24 protein-coding genes are annotated in these 19,767 nt (G+C 69.0%); 17 read left to right on the top strand and 7 right to left on the bottom strand.

Features of this window, described 5'->3' with window-relative positions:
* Positions 1 to 33 precede the first annotated feature (33 nt).
* The 5 genes from MPE_RS02550 to MPE_RS02530 all read left to right on the top strand — a co-directional run bounded on the left by MPE_RS02550 (position 34) and on the right by MPE_RS02530 (position 3,792).
* A complete protein-coding gene (locus MPE_RS02550; RefSeq protein WP_011828108.1) occupies positions 34 to 1,260 on the top strand; it encodes a type II secretion system F family protein in 1,227 nt (408 codons plus the stop codon).
* Positions 1,261 to 1,274: 14 nt separating this feature from the next.
* A complete protein-coding gene (locus MPE_RS02545) occupies positions 1,275 to 2,126 on the top strand; it encodes a prepilin peptidase (protein WP_011828107.1) in 852 nt (283 codons plus the stop codon).
* 6 nt (positions 2,127 to 2,132) lie between these two features.
* Positions 2,133 to 2,756 carry a dephospho-CoA kinase gene (coaE, locus tag MPE_RS02540; protein ID WP_011828106.1) on the top strand — a complete coding sequence of 208 codons (624 nt, stop codon included), beginning with the start codon at positions 2,133 to 2,135 and terminating at the stop codon, positions 2,754 to 2,756.
* A 69-nt stretch (positions 2,757 to 2,825) separates the two neighbouring features.
* Positions 2,826 to 3,578 (top strand): cell division protein ZapD, encoded by a 753-nt coding sequence (gene zapD, locus MPE_RS02535; RefSeq protein WP_011828105.1) that lies wholly within the window; start codon positions 2,826 to 2,828, stop codon positions 3,576 to 3,578.
* A 19-nt stretch (positions 3,579 to 3,597) separates the two neighbouring features.
* Positions 3,598 to 3,792, top strand: a complete 195-nt coding sequence (locus tag MPE_RS02530) for a DNA gyrase inhibitor YacG (protein WP_011828104.1) — start codon at positions 3,598 to 3,600, stop codon at positions 3,790 to 3,792.
* A gap of 16 nt (positions 3,793 to 3,808) precedes the next feature.
* On the opposite strand, the gene MPE_RS02525 is transcribed toward MPE_RS02530, so the two are convergent.
* From MPE_RS02525 to argB, 5 genes are read right to left on the bottom strand one after another with little or no spacing between them, the layout of a single operon-like run.
* Positions 3,809 to 4,222, bottom strand: coding sequence for an NUDIX domain-containing protein (locus MPE_RS02525; protein WP_011828103.1), 414 nt, complete (start codon positions 4,220 to 4,222; stop codon positions 3,809 to 3,811).
* An 8-nt stretch (positions 4,223 to 4,230) separates the two neighbouring features.
* Complete coding sequence (locus MPE_RS02520) at positions 4,231 to 5,142, bottom strand: ATP-binding protein (RefSeq protein WP_011828102.1); 912 nt, start codon at positions 5,140 to 5,142, stop codon at positions 4,231 to 4,233.
* A 53-nt stretch (positions 5,143 to 5,195) separates the two neighbouring features.
* Entirely contained in the window at positions 5,196 to 5,858 is a 663-nt protein-coding gene (gene slmA / locus MPE_RS02515; RefSeq protein WP_011828101.1) for a nucleoid occlusion factor SlmA, read from the bottom strand.
* Positions 5,836 to 6,567 (bottom strand): pyrimidine 5'-nucleotidase, encoded by a 732-nt coding sequence (locus MPE_RS02510; protein ID WP_011828100.1) that lies wholly within the window; start codon positions 6,565 to 6,567, stop codon positions 5,836 to 5,838. Before MPE_RS02510 ends, slmA begins: the two co-directional genes overlap by 23 nt.
* Positions 6,568 to 6,570: 3 nt before the next feature.
* Entirely contained in the window at positions 6,571 to 7,485 is a 915-nt protein-coding gene (gene argB, locus MPE_RS02505; RefSeq protein WP_011828099.1) for an acetylglutamate kinase, read from the bottom strand.
* A gap of 133 nt (positions 7,486 to 7,618) precedes the next feature.
* Here argB and MPE_RS02500 point away from each other — a divergent pair, with 133 nt between their 5' ends.
* The 7 genes from MPE_RS02500 (at position 7,619) to dmeF (ending at position 13,278) form a co-directional block, all read left to right on the top strand.
* A complete protein-coding gene (locus MPE_RS02500; RefSeq protein ID WP_011828098.1) occupies positions 7,619 to 7,981 on the top strand; it encodes a hypothetical protein in 363 nt (120 codons plus the stop codon).
* Between the two features lie 108 nt (positions 7,982 to 8,089).
* A complete protein-coding gene (locus tag MPE_RS02495; protein WP_011828097.1) occupies positions 8,090 to 8,431 on the top strand; it encodes a hypothetical protein in 342 nt (113 codons plus the stop codon).
* A 10-nt stretch (positions 8,432 to 8,441) separates the two neighbouring features.
* Entirely contained in the window at positions 8,442 to 9,875 is a 1,434-nt protein-coding gene (locus MPE_RS02490) for a TolC family protein (RefSeq protein WP_011828096.1), read from the top strand.
* Positions 9,876 to 9,894: 19 nt separating this feature from the next.
* A complete protein-coding gene (locus MPE_RS02485; protein WP_011828095.1) occupies positions 9,895 to 11,307 on the top strand; it encodes a multicopper oxidase family protein in 1,413 nt (470 codons plus the stop codon).
* Positions 11,308 to 11,355: 48 nt separating this feature from the next.
* A complete protein-coding gene (locus MPE_RS02480) occupies positions 11,356 to 11,832 on the top strand; it encodes a DUF411 domain-containing protein (protein WP_011828094.1) in 477 nt (158 codons plus the stop codon).
* A gap of 27 nt (positions 11,833 to 11,859) precedes the next feature.
* The gene (locus tag MPE_RS02475) at positions 11,860 to 12,144 is read left to right on the top strand and encodes a copper-binding protein (RefSeq protein WP_011828093.1); all 285 of its coding nucleotides are present in this window, start codon (positions 11,860 to 11,862) and stop codon (positions 12,142 to 12,144) included.
* Between the two features lie 72 nt (positions 12,145 to 12,216).
* The gene (gene dmeF, locus MPE_RS02470; protein WP_011828092.1) at positions 12,217 to 13,278 is read left to right on the top strand and encodes a CDF family Co(II)/Ni(II) efflux transporter DmeF; all 1,062 of its coding nucleotides are present in this window, start codon (positions 12,217 to 12,219) and stop codon (positions 13,276 to 13,278) included.
* A 45-nt stretch (positions 13,279 to 13,323) separates the two neighbouring features.
* On the opposite strand, the gene MPE_RS02465 is transcribed toward dmeF, so the two are convergent.
* On the bottom strand, positions 13,324 to 15,330 hold the full coding sequence (locus MPE_RS02465) for an SDR family oxidoreductase (RefSeq protein WP_011828091.1): 2,007 nt from the start codon (positions 15,328 to 15,330) through the stop codon (positions 13,324 to 13,326).
* A gap of 228 nt (positions 15,331 to 15,558) precedes the next feature.
* On the opposite strand from MPE_RS02465, the gene MPE_RS02460 reads away from it, so the two are divergent.
* Genes MPE_RS02460 through MPE_RS24835 form a run of 3 tightly spaced genes read left to right on the top strand, consistent with a single transcriptional unit; the run spans position 15,559 to position 17,823 of the window.
* Positions 15,559 to 16,107, top strand: a complete 549-nt coding sequence (locus MPE_RS02460) for a phasin family protein (RefSeq protein ID WP_011828090.1) — start codon at positions 15,559 to 15,561, stop codon at positions 16,105 to 16,107.
* Positions 16,108 to 16,138: 31 nt separating this feature from the next.
* Positions 16,139 to 16,633 (top strand): hypothetical protein, encoded by a 495-nt coding sequence (locus MPE_RS02455; protein WP_011828089.1) that lies wholly within the window; start codon positions 16,139 to 16,141, stop codon positions 16,631 to 16,633.
* Positions 16,630 to 17,823, top strand: a complete 1,194-nt coding sequence (locus MPE_RS24835) for a patatin-like phospholipase family protein (RefSeq protein WP_011828088.1) — start codon at positions 16,630 to 16,632, stop codon at positions 17,821 to 17,823. Before MPE_RS02455 ends, MPE_RS24835 begins: the two co-directional genes overlap by 4 nt.
* Before the next feature lie 25 nt (positions 17,824 to 17,848).
* On the opposite strand, the gene MPE_RS02445 is transcribed toward MPE_RS24835, so the two are convergent.
* The gene (locus MPE_RS02445) at positions 17,849 to 18,331 is read right to left on the bottom strand and encodes a YqaA family protein (RefSeq protein ID WP_011828087.1); all 483 of its coding nucleotides are present in this window, start codon (positions 18,329 to 18,331) and stop codon (positions 17,849 to 17,851) included.
* Positions 18,332 to 18,447: 116 nt separating this feature from the next.
* Here MPE_RS02445 and dusB point away from each other — a divergent pair, with 116 nt between their 5' ends.
* Both dusB and MPE_RS02435 read left to right on the top strand, forming a co-directional pair.
* A complete protein-coding gene (gene dusB, locus MPE_RS02440; protein ID WP_036233908.1) occupies positions 18,448 to 19,488 on the top strand; it encodes a tRNA dihydrouridine synthase DusB in 1,041 nt (346 codons plus the stop codon).
* Positions 19,485 to 19,724: a Fis family transcriptional regulator gene (locus MPE_RS02435; protein ID WP_036233906.1), complete on the top strand. Its 240-nt coding sequence runs from the start codon at positions 19,485 to 19,487 to the stop codon at positions 19,722 to 19,724. The genes dusB and MPE_RS02435 overlap by 4 nt, the downstream gene beginning before the upstream one ends.
* Positions 19,725 to 19,767: the final 43 nt, after the last annotated feature.

Raw genomic sequence — 19,767 nt, 5'->3', positions numbered from 1 at the left:
GCCCATTAGGCGGCGGGGAGAGTCGGAGACACCATGGCCACAGCAGCAACGGCTTCGGCGCGAGACATCAAGGAATTCGTCTTCGAGTGGGAAGGCAAGGACAAGAACGGCAAGGTCGTGCGCGGCGAGATGCGAGCCGGCGGCGAGTCGGTCGTCAGCGCGTCCCTGCGCCGCCAGGGCATCCTCGTCAACAAGGTGAAGAAGCGCCGCATGAGCGGCGGCAAGTCCATCAAGCCGAAGGATATTGCGATCTTCACGCGCCAGATCGCGACGATGATGCGCGCCGGCGTTCCCTTGCTGCAGTCCTTCGACATCGTCGCGCGGGGCAGCACCAACCCTCGCGTGACCAAGCTGCTGACCGACATCCGCTCCGACATCGAGACCGGCACCAGCCTGTCGTCGGCCTTCCGCAAGCACCCGCTGTACTTCGACGCGCTCTACTGCAACCTCGTCGAGGCCGGTGAAGCCGCAGGTATCCTGGAAACACTGCTCGAGCGGCTGGCGACCTACCAGGAGAAGACGCTCGAGATCAAGCGCAAGATCAAGTCGGCGCTGATCTACCCGGTGGCCGTGCTGGTGGTGGCCTTCGTGGTCGTCGCGGTCATCATGATCTTCGTGATCCCGGCCTTCAAGGAAGTCTTCACGTCCTTCGGAGCCGACCTCCCGGCCCCGACGCTGTTCGTGATGTCCATGTCCGAGATCTTCGTCAGCTACTGGTGGCTGATCTTCGGCGTCATCATCGGCGGCACCTACTTCTTCTTCGAGTCGTGGAAGCGATCCGAGAAGATGCAGAAGACCATGGACAGGCTGCTGTTGAAGCTGCCGGTGTTCGGTGATCTGATCTTCAAGTCGGCCGTCGCTCGCTGGACGCGCACGCTCGCCACGATGTTCGCGGCCGGCGTACCGCTGGTCGAGGCGCTCGACTCGGTCGGTGGCGCCTCTGGCAATGCCGTGTTCGCCGAAGCGACGGAGCAGATCCAGAAGGACGTCTCCACCGGCACGGCACTGACCACCTCGATGCAGGCGACCGGCATCTTCCCCGTGATGGTGCTGCAGATGGCTGCCATCGGTGAGGAATCGGGCGCCCTCGATCACATGCTGTCCAAGGCTGCCGAGTTCTACGAGGCCGAGGTCGATGAGGCCGTCAAGGGCCTGTCGAGCCTGCTCGAGCCGATCATCATCGTCGTGCTGGGCACCATCATCGGCGGCATCGTGGTCTCGATGTACCTGCCGATCTTCAAGCTCGGCCAGGTGGTCTGAGCACGCCCGGAGGCATGTCGTCCGACCTGCAGGGCGTGCTGCTGTCGCCCTGGGCTCTGGGGCTGCTCGGGCTGTGCATCGGCAGCTTTCTCAACGTCGTCATCCACCGCCTGCCACAGATGATGGAGCGGGCCTGGCGACTCGAAAGCGCCGAGCTGCTCGGGGTCACGGCCCCAGAATCTCCCGCGCTCACGCTGGCGAAACCCGCCTCGCGCTGCCCGCAATGCGGTCATCGCATCCGCTGGTTCGAGAATGTCCCGGTGCTGAGCTGGCTGCTGTTGCGCGGACGCTGCTCAGCCTGCAAGACGCCGATCTCTCCGCGCTATCCTCTCTTCGAGATCGCGACAGGGCTGTTGTTCGCCTCGCTGGCCTGGCGTTTCGGCGCGCAACCGACGGTGCTGGCCTGGTGCGCCTTCGTCGCCGTCCTGCTGGCACTGTCCGGCATCGACTGGGACACGACGCTCCTGCCCGACAGCCTCACCTTGCCACTGCTCTGGGCCGGGCTGGTGGCTGCCGCGCTCGGCTGGACGCTGCCGCTCTCGACGTCCGTCTGGGGCGCGGTGTTCGGTTATTTGTCGCTGTGGTCGGTGTACTGGCTGTTCAAGCTCACGACTGGCAAGGAAGGCATGGGCGCGGGCGACTTCAAGCTGCTGGCCGCCCTCGGTGCCTGGCTCGGATGGCAGATGCTGCTTCCCATCGTGCTCGGAGCTTCGTTGATCGGTGCCATCGTCGGCATCGCCATGAAGCTGGCTGGCGCTCTGCACGAAGGTCGCTACGTGCCCTTCGGCCCCTTCCTGGCCGGTGCCGGACTGGTCGTCCTGTACGCAGGCGCCGAGCGCGTGATGGGCTGGCTCGGCTGGGCCTGAGGCTCGATGGGCAGCGAACGCATAAGCTTGCGCATCGGTCTCACCGGCGGCATCGGCAGTGGCAAGAGTACGGTGGCCGCGCTGCTCGAAGGGCGCGGCGCGCTACTGGTGGATACCGATGCCATCGCACGCAGGCTTTCCGCGCCGGGTGGCGCCGCGCTTCCGGCGCTGCGCGCGCAGTTCGGGCCGGACTGCATCGACCGCGCTGACGGAGGTCTCGACCGGGTCTGGATGAGGGCCCAGGCCTTCGCCGACCCCGCCGTGCGTCTGCAGCTCGAGGCCATCCTGCACCCCCTGATCCGCGACGAGACGGAACAGTTCGCACGCGCCGGCGTCGACGCAGCCTGCGTCGTGTTCGACGTACCCTTGCTGGTCGAGTCGGATCGCTGGCGTGATCGCGTCGATCGCGTGCTGGTGGTCGATTGCCCCGAGGAAGTCCAGGTCGCGCGCGTGGCGCGACGGTCCGGCTGGACTCCCGACGAAGTGCGGCGCGTGATGGCTCAGCAGGCCCCGCGGCCCCTCCGCCGAGCTGCGGCCGACGCCGTGATCGACAACCGGGGGGACTCGCTCGATGCGCTACGGACGGTCATCGATGTCCTCTGGAAGCACTGGATGGCTGTAGACCGCTGAGGCTGGGCATTCGCTCGGGGCGAACCCTGTGGAACAATCGGACGCGTTGCAGCGCGCAGGTGGCCCGCCTTGATCCTCTACGAGTACCCTTTGAACGAGAGCATCCGCACGATGCTGCGCCTCGAACACCTGTTCGAGCGGCTCACGGTGCTGGCGGACCGCGAGCCGGCGATCGATCATCACTTCGCCATCGCGACGATCTTCGAGATCATGGATGTTGCATCCCGGGCCGACCTGAAGAGCGACCTGCTCAAAGACCTGGAGCGCCACAAGACGCAACTGGCCCAGTACCGCGGCAATCCCTCGATCTCCGAGGCCGCGCTCGACCAGGTCATCCTGCGCATCGATGAGGCCTTCGCGTCGCTGAACCACCTGCCGGGCAAGGCCGGCCATGCGCTGACCACGAACGAGTGGTTGATGGGCATCCGCAGCCGCATCAGCATCCCCGGAGGCACCTGCGAGTTCGATCTGCCGGGCTACTACGCGTGGCAGCACGAGAGCGTGGCTCACCGCAAGGCCGACCTGCAGCGCTGGATGGCAACGCTGCTGCCGCTCGCCGACGCCCTGAAGGTTCTGATGGCCCTGCTGCGCGAGTCGGGCAGCCCGCACATGGTGTTCGCCGCCGCCGGCCAGTACCAGCAGAGCTTGCCGTCGGGGCGCAGCTTCAGCCTGATGCGGGTGCGTCTTGAAGAGTCGGCCGGGCTGGTGCCGGAGATCAGCGGCCACCGCCTGATGGCGTCGATCCGCCTCATGCGGCAAGATGGTGAAGGCCGGTTGCGGCCCAGCGGCGACGATGTGAGCTTCGAGCTCACGCTGTGCTGACGAGCGCTCTCCTGCGTCGATGACCGGCAGCGACATCCCGCCACGCACCGTGCGCTGCCCGGGCTGCGGGCAGTTCAGCATCTATGCGTCGACCAATCCCTACCGCCCCTTCTGCAGCGAGCGCTGCAAGAACGGTGATCTGGGCGCCTGGGCCAACGAACGCTATCGCGTCGAGGCCTCACCGCCGGTGGAAGGCGACGACGCCGAGCACTGAAGCATCGGGCTGCGCGCTAGTCCGCGTGAGTGCTGCCCGAAAACGCCTGCTCCTCGGCCAGCCAATTCAGCACCGGCACCGTTCCCGGCAGGATCGGGCGTACCTCGACCGGCAGCATCTGCCAACGCGCCGCCTGCCGTTCGCGCATCTCCAGTTCGCCGCTCCACGCGTGCACCTTGCAGAAATGCAACCGGACGCGAGCGTGCGGATAGTCGATCAGCTCCGTTTTCCAGAGTTGCGCGTCGGCAATGCAGATGCCCAATTCTTCCTGCAGTTCGCGGCGCAGTGCCTGCTCGACCGTTTCACCGGCCTCCAGCTTGCCGCCCGGAAATTCCCAGTAGCCGGCATACACCTTGCCGTCCGGCCGCGAGGTCATCAGGAAGCGCCCCTGCGCGTCGAACAGCACCCCGACCGCCACATCGACCGGCATGCGCTCGCTCACCCCGGCACCTCGTCGCGCTGACGGCCGCGCCCCGCGTAGTCACGCGCGAACTGCCAGGCCACCCGGCCCGAGCGCGAACCCCGCTCCAGCGCCCAGACCAGCGCCTCGGGTCGCGCCGCGGCGATGTGGTCCGCGTCGGCGCCGAAGGCGCTCAGCCACTGCGCGACGATCGCCAGGTACTCGTCCTGACTGAACGGATAGAAGCTGATCCACAACCCGAAGCGTTCGGACAGCGAGATCTTCTCCTCCACCACCTCGCCGGGATGCACCTCGCCATCCTCGGTGTGCTGGTAGCTGAGGTTCTCCTTCATGTATTCGGGCAGCAGGTGGCGGCGGTTGGACGTCGCCACGATCAGCACGTTGTCGCTCGACTGCGCCACCGAGCCGTCGAGGATGGACTTCAGCGCCTTGTAGCCCGGCTCGCCCTCGTCGAAGCTGAGGTCGTCGCAGAACACCAGGAAGCGCTCGTCGCGTTCGGCCACCAAGTCGACGATGTCGGGCAGATCCACCAGATCGGCCTTGTCGATCTCGATCAAGCGCAGTCCGCGCGGCGCGAACTCGTTCAGGCAGGCCTTCACCAGCGAGGACTTGCCGGTCCCACGCGCGCCGGTCAGCAGCACGTTGTTGGCCGGCCGGCCGCTGACGAATTGCTCGCTGTTGCGCACCAGGCGCTCCTTCTGGGGCTCGACCTCCTTCAGGTCGGCCAGCCGGATCGATGCCACGTGCCGGACCGGCTCCAGCCAGCCGCCTCCCAGCAGCGAGGCACCCCGCCGGCGGTAGCGGAAGGCGATCGATGCCGACCAGTCCGGCGCCGTCACCGGCCGGGCGCCCGGCCCCGGCAGCAGGGCATCGAGCCGCGCGAGCACGCGCTCGGCCTGCTGCATCAAGGAAAGAAACTCGGGATTCATGGCCGCCGAGTGTAGGGGCGGGCGCCGAAGCCCCTCGCCGGGGCGGGGCCGGATCAGGTGGCGAGTTGCCGCAGTGCCGCGTCGAGGTGTTCGCTCGGCAGGCGCTTGAAGCCCGAACGCGCATAGCGCTGCAAGCGGCCCAGCACGAAGCTGACGAGGACCGAAGCCTGCGCCTGGGCATCGACGGTCGGCGTCTGCGACCCGCCGGCCTCGGCCAACGCTCGCAGGCTCTGTCGCAGCTGCGACTCGAAGCGATCGAAGAACTGGTTCATGCGCGCCGTCAGGCGCTCGTTCTCGAACACCAGGGCATCGCCCGCCATCACGCGTGACATGCCGGGGTTCTTCTCGCCGAACTGCAGCAGCACGGTGGTCATCTTGTGCACCTGATCGCGCGGATCGGTGTCGCGCTCGACGATCTGGTTGACCAGCGTGAACACGCTGCTCTCGATGAAATCGATCAGCCCCTCGAACATCTGCGCCTTGCTGGCGAAGTGCCGGTACAGCGCCGCTTCGCTGACGTCGAGCTTGGCCGCCAGGGCCGCCGTCGTGATGCGCTCCGCACCGGGCTGTTCCAGCATGGACGCCAGCGTCTGGAGGATCTGGATGCGGCGCTCGCCCGGCTTGGGCCGCTTGCGCACGGGTGCTGCGGCGGCGACCCCCTCGGCGGGCGTGTCGTCGGCGGCATCCAGCGGCTCAGGGATCGGCGTGTCGGACATGCGCGCGGGCGGGGAGGAAGTGGGTGGCTAGCGTCGAAAGCGAGCGAATTCTTGCATACACATAAGCGGGCTTTCGACGCAAGCGCGCACCTACTTCGGGTCCATGAGCATTGCGCCACACATATCGCTGCATCCAGACGGTGCGCAGTCCGACGGCGCGCGCCGCGCGCTGGTGGGCCAGCGTGTCCTCGACCAGCACGCACTGCGCCGGCCGCAATTTCAGCCTCGCCAGCACCACCCGGAACATGCGTGCATCGGGCTTGGGGCGCAGATGACCGAACAGGCGCATGCCTTCGATGCTGACGATGCCCTCGAAGCAATCCGCCAGGTCGAGCGCCGTCAGCACGCGCTTGGCGTAGCTGGCCGGCGCATTGGTCAGCACGAACTTGCGCCCCGGCAACGCTCGCAACGCAGCGCGGTCACGCGGGCTCCCGCGCAGCCGTTGCTCGAGGTCCGGCAGGCGGTGGGTGTGCTCGAGGAAGTGCGCGGCGCGAATGCCGTGATGCCGCTCCAGCCCCAACAACGTGGCGCCGTAGCGGCGCCAGTAGTCGAGCCGCAGGAAGTCGGCCTGCGCCGCGTCGACCCGAAGCGCCTGCGCGATGTAGTCGTTCATCGCCTCGTCGAGCAGGCCGAACGCCGCGTGCGAGGCGTCGTGCAGCGTGTTGTCGAGGTCGAACAGCCAGACGACCGGCCGGCCGGCGGCAGCCACTGCTCAGTGCGACCGGATCATCGTGCCGTAGGCCTGGTCGCTCAGGATCTCGAGCAGCATCGCATGCGGCACCCGGCCGTCGATGATGTGCACCGCATTGACGCCGCTCTTCGCGGCATCCAGCGCGCCGGCGATCTTCGGCAGCATGCCGCCGCTGATCGTGCCGTCGGCGAACAGTTCGTCGATCTCGCGGGCCGACAGGTTGGTGAGCAGCTTGCCCGCCTTGTCGAGCACGCCCGGCGTGTTCGTCAGCAGCATCAGCTTCTCCGCCTGCAGCACGGTGGCCAGCTTGCTCGCCACCATGTCGGCGTTGATGTTGTAGCTCTCGTTGTGCTCGCCGAAGCCGATGGGGCTCACGACCGGGATGAACTGGTCGTCCTGCAGCGCCTTGACCACCGCGGGGTCGATGGCGGTGATCTCGCCGACCTGGCCGACGTCGTGCTCGATGCTGGGGTCGTCCTTGTCCACCATCTTCAGCTTGCGCGCCCGGATCATGCCGCCGTCGCGGCCAGTGAGCCCGACCGCCTTGCCGCCCACCGCGTTGATGAGACCGACGATGTCCTGCTGCACCTCACCGCCGAGCACCCACTCGACGACCTCCATCGTTTCCTCGTCGGTCACGCGCATGCCCTGGATGAAGGTGCCCTTCTTGCCCAGGCGCGACAGCGCCTCGTCGATCTGCGGCCCGCCGCCGTGCACGACCACCGGGTTCATGCCCACCAGCTTGAGCAGCACGATGTCCTCGGCGAAGTCCTGCTGCAGCGCGGGGTCCGTCATGGCGTTGCCGCCGTACTTGATGACCAGCGTCTTGCCGTGGAACTTGCGGATGTAAGGCAGAGCCTGCGCGAGGATCTCTGCCTTGTCGCGCGGAGCGATGTTCGGCAGGTCGGACGAGGGGGCGGGAACGGGTGGGGCCATGACGGGATCTCCGAACTCAGGGTCTGTCGCAAGAGATTCTAGGGTTCGCCCTAGTCCAGCGCCTGCACCGGACCGTGCGCCGCGGAACTTTTCGCCGCAGCCCCGGCTCAGTCTGACGCATACTTTTGTCCTCATGCGCCGCGCCACCTGGATCCTCTACCTGATGCTGGCCCTGCTGCCTTTGCGCAGTTGGGCGGTGGCCTCCATGGGCCTGCCGCAGGTCACCGAGGCGCCCGCCGTCGCACTCTCCGCAGACCACCACACCGCCACATCCGGGGCGGCGCTGCCGCCCTGCCATCAGGGCGATGAGAATGGCGCCGCGCCGTCGAACTGCCAGTCCTGCGACTGGTGCCACGCAGCGATCGGCATCGTGCCGCACGGTGAATCGGCCACGGTCGCCCTGCCGGCCGAGGCGCCAATTCCCGCGCTCGCACGCGATACCGGCCAGCCCGCGATCGGCGGGCTCGACCGCCCTCCCCGAACCGTCCTCGCCTGACGCGGCCCGACGGGCGTGTGCCTCGGCACGCGCTCGCGAGCGCCGCCGCCTCGATCCCGGCCGGTCCCGACCGCCCGGACCTCGAACGTGTTCCCGCGAGGATGCTCCATGGCTCTGTCCCGATCGCACTGCTGGTTGCCGGTTGCCCTGCTGGCCTGCTCCCTGGCCGCTGTGGCCACCGAACGCCCCGACCCGCTGAACGCCAGCGCGGCCGTCCCGACCTTCACCCCTCCATCGGCGTTCACCGGCTACAGCCGCCACGGCGACACGAGGCTGCAGTCCTGGAAGGACGCGAACGACGCGGTCGGCCGCATCGGGGGCTGGCGCGCCTATGCGCGCGAGGCATCGCAGGCCTCGCGGCCGGCAAACGCTGCGCCGGTCACGCCCGCCGCGAGTGAATCGACCGGAGCCCCGTCGACGCCCCACGGCGCTCCTCATCACCATCACTGAGAAGCGAGCGATGACGACACCACGACACGCCTGCGCCGCAGCGGCCCGCGGCCTGCCGCTCGTGCTGGCGAGCCTCGCGCTGGCCGGCTGCGCCTCGTTCAGCCCCGATGGCGGCTTCGACACCGTCGAGCAGGTGGCCCAGGAGCGTCTCGGCAAGGACGTCGTCTGGGCCCGGACTGCCGAGAATCAGAACCGCATCGATACCCGCGTGGCCGAACTGCTCACGCGTCCACTCACGGTCGACGATGCGGTGCAGGTCGCGCTGCTCAACAACAAGGGGCTCCAGGCCCGGTTCTTCGAGCTGGGCATCGGCGAGGCCGAGCTGGTGCAGGCCAGTCGCCTGCCGAACCCGGGCATCAGCTTCGGCCGACTGAAACGCGGCGACGAGATCGAACTCGAGCGCGGCTACCACCTCAATCTCGCGCGGCTGCTGGCGATGCCGCTCGTGCGCCAGGTCGAGGAGCGGCGCTTCGCACAGACCCGCGGCGTCGTCACGTTGCAGCTGCTGTCGCTGGCGTCCGAGGCCCGCAAGGCCTACTTCAACGCGGTCGCCGCCGAGGAGACGGTGCGCTACCGGCGCCAGGTGCAGCAGGCGGCCGAGGCCGGCGCCGAACTGGCTCGGCGCATGGCCGAAGTCGGCAACTTCAACAAGCTGCAGCGCCTGCGCGAGCAGGGCTTCTACGCCGACGCGACGCTGGGCATGGCTCGAGCCGAGCACGCCGCGCTGGCCTCGCGCGAGAGACTGACGCGGTTGATGGGCCTGTGGGGCCCGCAGACGCGCTTCCAGTTGCCCGAGCGGCTGCCCGACCTGCCAGAGGCTCCGACGGATCAGCCCGAGATCGAGCGCGCCGCACTGGCTCAGCGCCTGGACGTCCAGGGGGCCAAGCTCGCGGCGGAGCAGACCGCGAAGAGCCTCGGTCTCACGAGGACGACGCGCTTCGTCAACGTGCTGGAGTTGGGCCGGGCCCACAACAGTTCGAACGAGGCACCGACGCAGACGGGTTGGGAGCTGGGGCTGGAGCTGCCGCTGTTCGACTGGGGCGGCGCGCGCGTCGCGCGCGCCGAAGCGGTCTATATGCAGGCGCTGAGCCGCGCCGCAGAGACGGCGGTCAACGCCCGCTCGGAAGTGCGCGAGGCCTATGGGGCCTATCGCTCGGCCTGGGACATCGCGCGCCACCACCGCGACGAGCTCGTCCCGCTGCGCCAGCGCATCGCCGAGGAGAACGTGCTGCGCTACAACGGCATGCTGATCGGCGTGTTCGAGCTGCTCGCGGCCGCGCGCTCGCAGATCGCCGGCGTCAACGCCTGCATCGAGTCGCTGCGCGACTTCTGGCTCGCCCAGGCCGATCTCGAGATGGCGTTGATCGGAAAACCCGGACTGTCGGGCGCGGCCTTGGCGCTCGGCAGCAGCCCGGCTGCCGGCGATGTCGGCGCCGACCACTGAACGCCAGGAAGGACCTCCGATGGTTTCCCGACGCAACTTCCTCGGCCGTGCCGGCGCGGTCACTGCGGCCGTCAGCGCCGCCGCCGTCAGCAAGGTCGCGATGGCCGCGCTGCCCGAACCGGTGACGCAGCACTCGCCCGACACGATGCCTCCACTGGTGCCCGAGCGCGGCCGGCCCTACAACCCGGTCGTCACCCTGAATGGCTGGACGCTGCCCTGGCGCATGAACAACGGCGTCAAGGAGTTCCACCTGGTCGCCGAACCGGTGGTGCGGGAGATGGCCCCCGGCTTCAAGGCGCATCTTTGGGGCTACAACGGCCAGAGCCCGGGGCCGACCATCGAGGTGGTGGAAGGCGACCGCGTGCGCGTCTTCGTCACCAACAAGCTGCCCGAGCACACCACCGTCCACTGGCACGGCCAGCGCCTGCCCAACGGCATGGACGGCGTCGGCGGGCTCACGCAACCCGCCATACAACCCGGCAAGACCTTCGTCTACGAATTCGTCGCGCGCCGCCCCGGCACCTTCATGTACCACCCGCATGCCGACGAGATGGTGCAGATGGCGATGGGCATGATGGGCTTCTGGATCACGCACCCGAAACAGAAGCACCCTCTGATCGACGAGGTCGATCGCGACTTCGTGTTCCTGCTCAACGCCTACGACATCGATCCCGGTGCCTACACGCCGAAGGTCATGACGATGCTCGACTTCAACCTGTGGAGCTGGAACAGCCGCGTGTTCCCGGGCATCGACACGCTCAACGTCCGCAAGAACGACAAGGTGCGCATCCGCATCGGCAACCTGACGATGACCAACCACCCGATCCACCTGCACGGCCACGAGTTCGCGGTCACCGGCACCGACGGCGGGCCGACGCCGAAGGGCACGCGCTGGCTTGAGGTGACCACCGACGTGGCGGTGGGCCAGATGCGCCAGATCGAGTTCCGGGCCGACGAGGAAGGCGACTGGGCCTTCCACTGCCACAAGAGCCACCACACGATGAATGCCATGGGGCACGGTGTGCCGACGATGATCGGCGTCGACCACCGCGAGGTGGTCTCGAAGATCACGCAGCTCGTGCCCGACTACATGGTGATGGGCGAGCGCGGCATGGCCGACATGGCCGAGATGCCGATGCCCCTGCCCGACAACACCGTGCCGATGATGAGCGGCGCCGGCCCGTTCGGCTCGGTCGAGATGGGCGGCATGTTCACCGTGCTGAAGGTGCGCCGGGATCAGAAGCCGGGCGACTACGGTGACCCCGGCTGGTTCGACCACCCCGCCGGCACCGTGGCCTACGAATGGACCGGTGCGCTGGCCACGCCCGCGCGCGATCGGGACCCGGGTCGCTCGGCGATGCCGGCGCGCAACCGTCCGGCCCGCGAGATCGAGGTCCAGGTCCGCAAGCCCGACCGGCACGGCCCGCACTGACGCAGGCCCGGCCTGCCCCGACCACCACTTCAGCGATCAGAACCAACCATGCAACACCCCCCGAAAGCCGACCGCCGCCGCACCCTGACCCGCCTGTGTGCGCTGCTCGCGATACCGGTCCTGCCCGCGTCGGCCGAGCCCGGCCGGCCGCTGATCGACGTCTGGAAGAGCCCGACCTGCGGCTGCTGCAAGGACTGGATCCGGCATCTCGAAGCCCACGGCTTCATGGTGCGGGCCCACGACGACGGCAACACCGATGCGCGAGCCCGCCTGGGCATGCCGCTGCGCTACGGCTCGTGCCACACCGCGAGCGTGGGCGGCTATGCGATCGAGGGCCATGTGCCGGCGCGCGAGGTGCGGCGACTGCTGAGGGAGCGGCCACAGGCCGTGGGGCTGGCCGTGCCGGCCATGCCGATCGGTTCGCCCGGCATGGACGGCCCGGAGTACGGCGGCCGCCGAGATCCCTACGAGGTACTGCTGGTGCAGCGCGACGGCCGTTCGGCCGTCTACCAGGCCTACCCCTGAACGGGACCCGCGACACGGAGCCGCCCGATGAAGAAAAGCCCCATGACCGCCCTGCTGCTCGCCGCCGCCACGACGCTGGCGGGTGCCCAGCCCCTGATCGACGGCGAGGTGCGCAAGGTCGATGCCGCGCAGAACAAGATCACGCTCAAGCACGGCGAGATCGCGCACCTCGACATGCCGCCGATGAGCATGGTGTTCCAGGTCAAGGACCCAGCGCTGCTGGCCAAGGTGAAGGCGGGCGACAAGGTGCGCTTCAGCGTCGACCGCATCGACGGGGTCTACACCGTCACGGCAATCGAACTCGCGAAGTGAGGCGCGCGACAGCGCGCGACGGCGGAGGTCACCGCCCACCGGGCCGCGCCTCTGCCGGCTAAGCTAGGGCCCATGCACGCGCACGACCTCAGCCCCTGGCAGCACCGCCACGACTTCGCCGCCGACCGTGGGGCCGCCGAACGGCGTACCCACTGGGTGATCGGCATCACGCTCGTGATGATGATCGCCGAGATCGCGGCCGGCTGGTGGTGGCACTCGATGGCCCTGCTGGCCGATGGCTGGCACATGGGCACGCACGCCGCCGCCATCGGCGTGGCGGCGCTGAGCTATGCGCTGGCGCGTCGCTGGGCCGGCGATGCCCGCTTCTCGCTCGGGCCCTGGAAGGTCGAGGTGCTGGGGGCCTACACCAGCGCCGTACTGCTGGGCGTGGTGGCGATCGGCATCGCGGTCGAGTCGGGCCTGCGCCTGTGGGCGCCGGAGCCGGTGGCCTACGACGAGTCGCTGGTCGTCGCCGCGATCGGGCTGGCCGTCAACGCCGTGTGCGCGAAGCTGCTGCACGGCGGCCACGATCACGCGCCCGGCCCTGGGCACACCGGCCACGATCACGGCCACCACGACCATCACGCACATCACGCACACGCCGTCGAACACACCGGACAGGAGCATGCCCATGCCGCCACCGACGGCAAGGACCTGAACCTGCGCGCCGCCTACCTGCACGTGCTGGCCGATGCCGCCACCTCCGTGCTGGCGATCGGTGCGCTGCTGGCCGGCAAGTACGCCGGCTGGGTGTGGGTCGACCCGCTCGTCGGCCTGCTGGGCGCGGCGCTGATCGCGGTCTGGTCGTTCGGCCTGCTGCGACAGACGTCGACGATCCTGCTCGATCGCGAGATGGACCATCCGCTCGCGCATCAGGTGCGCGAGCAGCTCGAATCCGACGGCGACGCGCGCGTGGCCGACCTGCACCTGTGGCGTGTCGGCGATGCGCAGTTCGCCTGCCAGGCCACGCTGGTGGCCGACACGCCGCTTGCCGCCGACCACTACCGCGACCGGCTCGACGGCCTGGCCGGCCTGGCGCACGTGTCCATCGAGATCAATCGCTGCCGCGGTGCATCACTCACCGCCACCCAGGACCACCGCCACGGCCATGAGCCGGGCCCCCACGCGCACTGAAATCTGCGCCGGCCGCAACCGGCCGAGCGGCGCGTTCGCCGCGCGTCAGAAGTGGATGCCGCGCATCATCTGCTGCAGCGCCACCGCCTCGGCCGACAGCTGCGGCTTCGCGCCCTTCTCGCCCTTGGCCGCTTCGCTGTCGGGAAACATGCGGAAGCTGGTGTTCATGACGATCTGCGCGACGCGCGGCGCCAGCGCGTGCAGCACCTGCCCGGCAGTGCCCAGGCGCGTGGCGATGCGCACCGGCTTGTAGACGCAGGCCTGGGCGATCATGTCGGCCGCCTCCTCGGGTGCCAGCGTCGGGACGTTGTTGTAGATCTTGGTCGGCGCGATCATCGGCGTGCGCACCAGCGGCATGTTGATGGTCGTGAAGCTGATGCCGGTGTCGGCGTACTCGCTGGACGCACAGCGCGTCCACGCGTCCAGCGCGGCCTTGCTCGCCACATAGGCCGAGAAGCGGGGCGCATTGGTCAGCACGCCGATCGAGCTGATGTTCACGATGTGGCCCTTCTTCTTGGCGACCATGGCCGGCAGCACGCCCATCGTCACCCGCAGACAGCCGAAGTAGTTGAGCTGCATCGTGCGCTCGAAGTCGTGGAAGCGCTCGTAGCTGTTCTCGATCGCGCGGCGGATCGATCGGCCGGCGTTGTTGATCAGGAAATCGACGCCACCGTGCTCGGCGTGCAGTGCCTCGAGGAAGCTCTTGCAGCCGGCCTCGTCGGCGATGTCGACCGAGTAACTGAACACCTTGGCGTCCTTGCCGGCGAAGGCCTTGATCTCCTTCACGGCCTCGTCGAGCTTGTCGGCGTCTCGCGCACAGATCACCGTCACCGCGCCGGCCTCGGCGAACTTGCAGGCAGCCGCCAGGCCGATGCCCGAGCTGCCGCCCGTGACCAGCACCACCTTGCCGCCGACCGTGCCGCGCAGGCTGCGGTCGATGAACAGATCGGGATCGAGGTGGCGCTCCCAGTAGTCCCACAGGCGCCAGGCGTAGTCCTTCAGGTTGGGGCAGGCGATGCCGCTGCCCTTCAGCGCCGCCTGCGTGTCGCGGCAGTCGAAGCGCGTCGGGTAATTGACGAAGGTCAGCATGTCCTCGGGCAGCCCCAGGTCCTTCATCACCGCGTTGCGCACCCGGCGCACCGGCGCCAGCGCCATCAGGCCCTTCTTCACGCTCTTGGGAATGAAGCCCAGCAGCGCCGCGTTGACGAACAGGTTCATCTTCGGTGCATGGGCGGCCTTGCTGAAGATGTCGAGTACGTCGCCGACGCGGTAGCCGACCGGGTCGACCAGGTGGAAGCACTTGCGGTCGAGCTCCAGCTTCGCATGGCTGATGTGGTCGAGCGCCGCGACGACGAAGTCCACCGGCACGATGTTCACGCGCCCGCCCTCCAGCCCCACCGCCGGCATCCAGGGCGGCAGCAACTGGCGCATGCGCTGGATCAGCTTGAAGAAATAGTAGGGGCCGTCGATCTTGTCCATCTCGCCGGTGGCGGAGTCGCCGACCACCATCGCCGGGCGGAACACGGTCCACGGCAGCTTGCATTCCTTGCGCACGATCTTCTCGGACTCGTGCTTGGTCATGAAGTACGGATGGTCCAGGCCCTCGGCTTCATCGAACATGTCCTCGCGGAACACGCCCTCGTACAGCCCGGCCGCCGCGATCGACGAGACGTGGTGGAAATGCCCGGCCTGGATCGCCTGCGCGAACTCCACCGCGCTGCGCGTTCCCTCGATGTTGACCTGCACCTGCGCGGCCTCGTCGGCGCCCAGGTCATAGACCGCGGCGAGGTGGTAGATCGCATCGATGCGACCCTTCAGCGCCTTGATTGCATCGGCGGCCACCCCCAGCTTCTTCGCCGTCAGGTCGCCGTAGACCGGCACCGCGCGGGCCTTGGCAGCGCCGCTGAGGCCCCAGTAGGCCAGCAGTTCGGGCAGCTTGCCCTCGCTCTCGGGCCGCAACAGGAAGTGCACGGTCGAGCCGCGCCGGTCGAGCAGTTTCCTGACCAGCCGCTTGCCGATGAAGCCGGTGGCCCCGGTGACGAAATACTGCATGCCATCCTCCTTGCTGTTGCTGCCGCGGGTGCCTGCTCATTCTTGTCCACCGCGGGCGGTGCACGATCGCCCCGCAGCGCGTGCCGCGCTCGGGACTTTCCCGGGGCGCCTGATGCACCCGGACGATTCGCTCGCCTTTAGGCTGCGACTTCTAGCCCGCGCTTCTATAGTGCCTCCGGCGAGGGCTTCGCTGTGAAGCGCCGCGCCGGATCCACAAGGAACACAAGCATGGTCAAGAAGCTGCAGAAACTCGCGGACAAGCAGAGTGCCGCCGCGGGCACACCTTCGATGGCACAACTGTTCGACAGCCAGCTCGCGAACTCGGTCAAGGACTCGGCCCAGCAGATCTGGCAGGCCGGGCTCGGCGCGTTCGCCAAGGCCCAGGGCGAAGGCGGCAAGGTGTTCGAGTCGCTGGTGAAGGAAGGTGTCTCGATCCAGCGCAGGACCCAGGCGGCCGCGGAAGAGAAGCTGGGTGAGGTGAGCAACCGCATGACGAAGCTGTCCGACGACGTGCAGGCGCGCGCCGGCCAGCAGTGGGACAAGCTCGAATCGATCTTCGAGGAGCGCGTCGCGAAGGCGCTGGGCAAGCTCGGCGTGCCGTCGAGCAAGGACATCGATGCGCTGATCCATCGCATCGACACCCTCAGTGCCAATGTGGCCCGCCTGTCCAAGGCCCCTGCGGCCCGCAAGGCGGCACCCGCCAAGACGGCCGCGAAGGCCGCCGCACCCCGCAAGGCCGCCGCCAAGCGCGCCGCTCCGCGCAAGCGCGCGGCCTGAGCGCGCCGCACCGGGCCGCGCACCTTCGCCGATGCGATCCCCACTCGCCCTCGGTCTGGCGGCCCTGATCGGTGGCGCGCCGATCGGACCGGCCACCGGCGCGACCGCCCCATCGCCCGGCAGCGACGAGGCGGCGGTCTTCGCGGCCGCCGGCCTGCAGCGCCGCGGCAACGAGCACTACCGAGAGGCGTGCGCCACGGCACTGAAGCCGCAGACCGAGCGGCTGGACATCAACCACGATGGCCGCGACGAAGTGCTGCTGTTCCTGGCGTCCTCGCCCTGCTTCGGCCCGGCCCGTGGCGGCAACGTCGCGCTGTTCATGCAGAACGCCGGCGGCGCGTGGGTCGACCTGCTCGGCTTCCTGCCCGGCGTGGAGGTGCTGCCGACCGGCGGTGAACACCTCGGCTACGCCGACCTGGGGGTCGCCAACCCCGGCGGCTGCATGGCGGTCTATCACTGGAACGGCAGCGCCTACGTCCACGCCGCCAACCGCGCCATCGAGCCCGGTGGCTGCCAGTTCCGATGATGCCGCGCATCGGTCTCGCGCTGGCCGGCGGCGGGCCATTGGGCGCGATCTACGAGATCGGCGCACTGTGCGCGCTCGAGGAATCGATCACTGGCCTGCGCCTCACTCAGTGCCAGGGCTACGTGGGCGTGTCGGCCGGCGGCTTCGTGGCCGCCGGACTGGCCAACGGCATCGGGCCGCGTGAGCTGTGCCGCTCCTTCATCGAGAACGAGGGGCCGCCGGACGACGTGTTCGACCCCGCGCTGCTGATGCGGCCGGCCTGGGGCGAGTTCGCGAAGCGCCTCGCGCGGGCGCCCGGTCTGGCCGGCGGCGCGGCTCTGGACTATGCGCTGGGCTTCGCCACCCGCAGCCAGGTGCTCGACCAGCTCGGCCGCGCCATGCCGACCGGCCTGTTCTCCAACCGCACGGTCCACCAGCACCTGAGCCGCGTGTTCGGCGCGCCCGGCCGCAGCAACGACTTCCGCACGCTGGCGCGCCGGCTGGTGCTGGTGGCGGTCGACCTCGACAGCGGCGACGCCCGGCCCTTCGGCCTGCCGGGCCACGACCACGTGCCGATCTCGCTCGCCGTGCAGGCCAGCGCCGCGCTGCCCGGACTGTTCCCGCCGGTCGAGATCGACGGCCGCTGCTACGTCGATGGCGTGCTGCGCAAGACGCTGCATGCCTCGGTCCTGCTCGACGAGGGCCTGGACCTGCTGATCTGCCTGAATCCGCTGGTGCCCTACGACAGCCCCGCCGACGCGCACAGGCCGGCGGACGGTGCCAGGGCGCCGCTGGCGCGGCTGGTCGACGGCGGCCTGCCGCAGGTGCTGAGCCAGACGTTCCGCACGCTGATCCGCTCGCGCATGGAGCTCGGCCTGCGCCAGTACGACCAACTCCACCCCGACACCGACATCCTGCTGTTCGAGCCCGACGCGCGCGACGCCAAGGTGTTCTTCACCAACCCGTTCAGCTACTCGCAGCGCCGCCGCATGGCCGAGCACGCCTACCAGGCCACGCGGACTCAGTTGCGCGCGCGCCGCGCCGCACTCGGCCCGCGGCTGGCTCGCCACGGCCTCGGCTGGAGCGCCGCGCTCGACGACCCGCGGCGCACGCTGCTCGACACGCGCCCGACGCCGGTCGGCCGCGCCAACGAGGCGCTGCGCCGGCTCGAGACGACGCTCGACGCGCTGGACGCCGCGCTCACGGCCTGACGGCGGCGCCGGAGCGCACCGCTCGTCAGGGGTGAAACTGCCCCGGCAACACCCACAGCAGCAGCGCCGTCATCGTCAGGTAGCGCGCGAACTTGCCGATCGCCATGTAGAGCAGGCAGGGCCAGAACGGCAGCCGCAGCCAGCCAGCCACCGCACACAGCGGGTCACCGACCACCGGCAGCCAGCTCAGCAGGCAGGCCGGCGGGCCGAAGCGCTCGAGCCACTTCAGCACGCGCGCGTCGGCCGGCCTGTGCTTCACGCGCTCGTAGGCACGCTCGGCGCCGTAACCCATCCACCACGTGACCGCGCCGCCGAGCGTGTTGCCGGCGGTGGCCACCAGCACGGCCGGCCAGAACAACTGCGGGTCGAGCTTGACCAGGCCGAACACCGCCGGCTCCGAACCGAACGGCAGCAGCGTGGCCGAGACGAAGGCGACGACGAACACCGTGCTCAGGCCGAACTTCGGCAACGCGAGCACGGCGAGCATCGATTCGAGCCAGCTCTCCATCGATGTGGATTGTCGATGCAGCGCAGCAAGCAGCGCCACCGATCGGTGCCCGACCTGCCCGGATCGCGCCGCTATACTCTGCCCTCTTTTTAAGCACACCGCCTCCCGTGTCTCCCCTGCGCATCGGCTCGATCGAGCTCCCGAACCGGCTGTTCGTGGCACCGATGGCGGGCGTCACCGACCGACCGTTCCGCCAGCTGTGCAAGCGGCTCGGCGCCGGCTATGCGGTGAGCGAGATGGTCACCTCGCGCAAGGAACTCTGGCACAGCCTGAAGACCTCGCGGCGTGCCAACCACGACGGTGAGGTCGCGCCGATCGCGGTGCAGATCGCCGGCACCGAGCCGCTGATGATGGCCGAGGCCGCCGCCTACAACATCGACCGCGGCGCGCAGGTCATCGACATCAACATGGGCTGCCCGGCCAAGAAGGTCTGCAACGTGTGGGCCGGCTCGGCGCTGATGCGCGACGAGTCGCTCGCGCTGCGCATCGTCGAGGCGGTGGTCACCGCCTGCGCGCCGCACGGCGTGCCGGTGACGCTGAAGATGCGCACCGGCTGGAACATGCAGAACCGCAATGCGGTGGCGCTGGCGCGCGGCGCCGAGTCGCTCGGCATCGCGATGCTGACGGTGCACGGCCGCACGCGCGAGCAGGGCTACGCCGGCTCGGCCGAACACGACACCGTGCGCGCGGTGAAGACCGCGGTGCAGGTGCCGGTGGTCGCCAACGGCGACATCGACTCGCCCGAGAAGGCGCGCGACGTGCTCGCCGCAACCGGCGCCGACGCGGTGATGGTCGGCCGCGCTGCGCAGGGGCGGCCGTGGATCTTCCGCGAGATCGCGCACTTCCTCGCCACCGGCGAGCGCCTGCCGCCGCCGCGTACCGCGCAGGCCAAGGCCTGGTTGATCGAACACCTGCACGACCACTACGGCCTGTACGGCGAATACGCCGGCGTGCGCACCGCGCGCAAGCACATCGGCTGGGCAGTGCACGCGTTGCCGGGCGGTGCCCTGTTCCGCGCCCGAATGAACACACTGGAGCGCTGCGAGGCGCAAGTCGCCGCTGTCGGCGATTTCTTCGATGCCCTCGGGGTCGAGCATGAGCTGCTGCCGCAAGCAGCAGCGGCGCTCGAACCGTCCTTCGAACAAGAGGCTGCATGACCAAGAAGCACATCGACGCGTGCATTCGCGAGGGCCTCGATGCCTACTTCAAGGACCTGCGCGGCGCCGATCCGCGCAACATCTACGACATGGTGCTGCAGGTGGTCGAGAAGCCGCTGCTCGACGTGGTGATGCAGCACGCCGAAGGCAACCAGTCACGCGCCGCCGAGTGGCTGGGCATCAACCGCAACACCCTGCGGCGCAAGTTGCTCGAGCACAAGCTCATCAAGCCCTGAGCGCGCCGTACTCCGTTTTCCGCCCCTACCCCGCTTCCACGAC

It is taken from the genome of Methylibium petroleiphilum PM1, from assembly GCF_000015725.1.
GTDB classification, from domain to species: Bacteria; Pseudomonadota; Gammaproteobacteria; order Burkholderiales; family Burkholderiaceae_C; genus Methylibium; species Methylibium petroleiphilum.
Note: the sequence above shows the minus strand (reverse complement) of the source record. Positions and strands in the feature narration are given on the sequence as shown.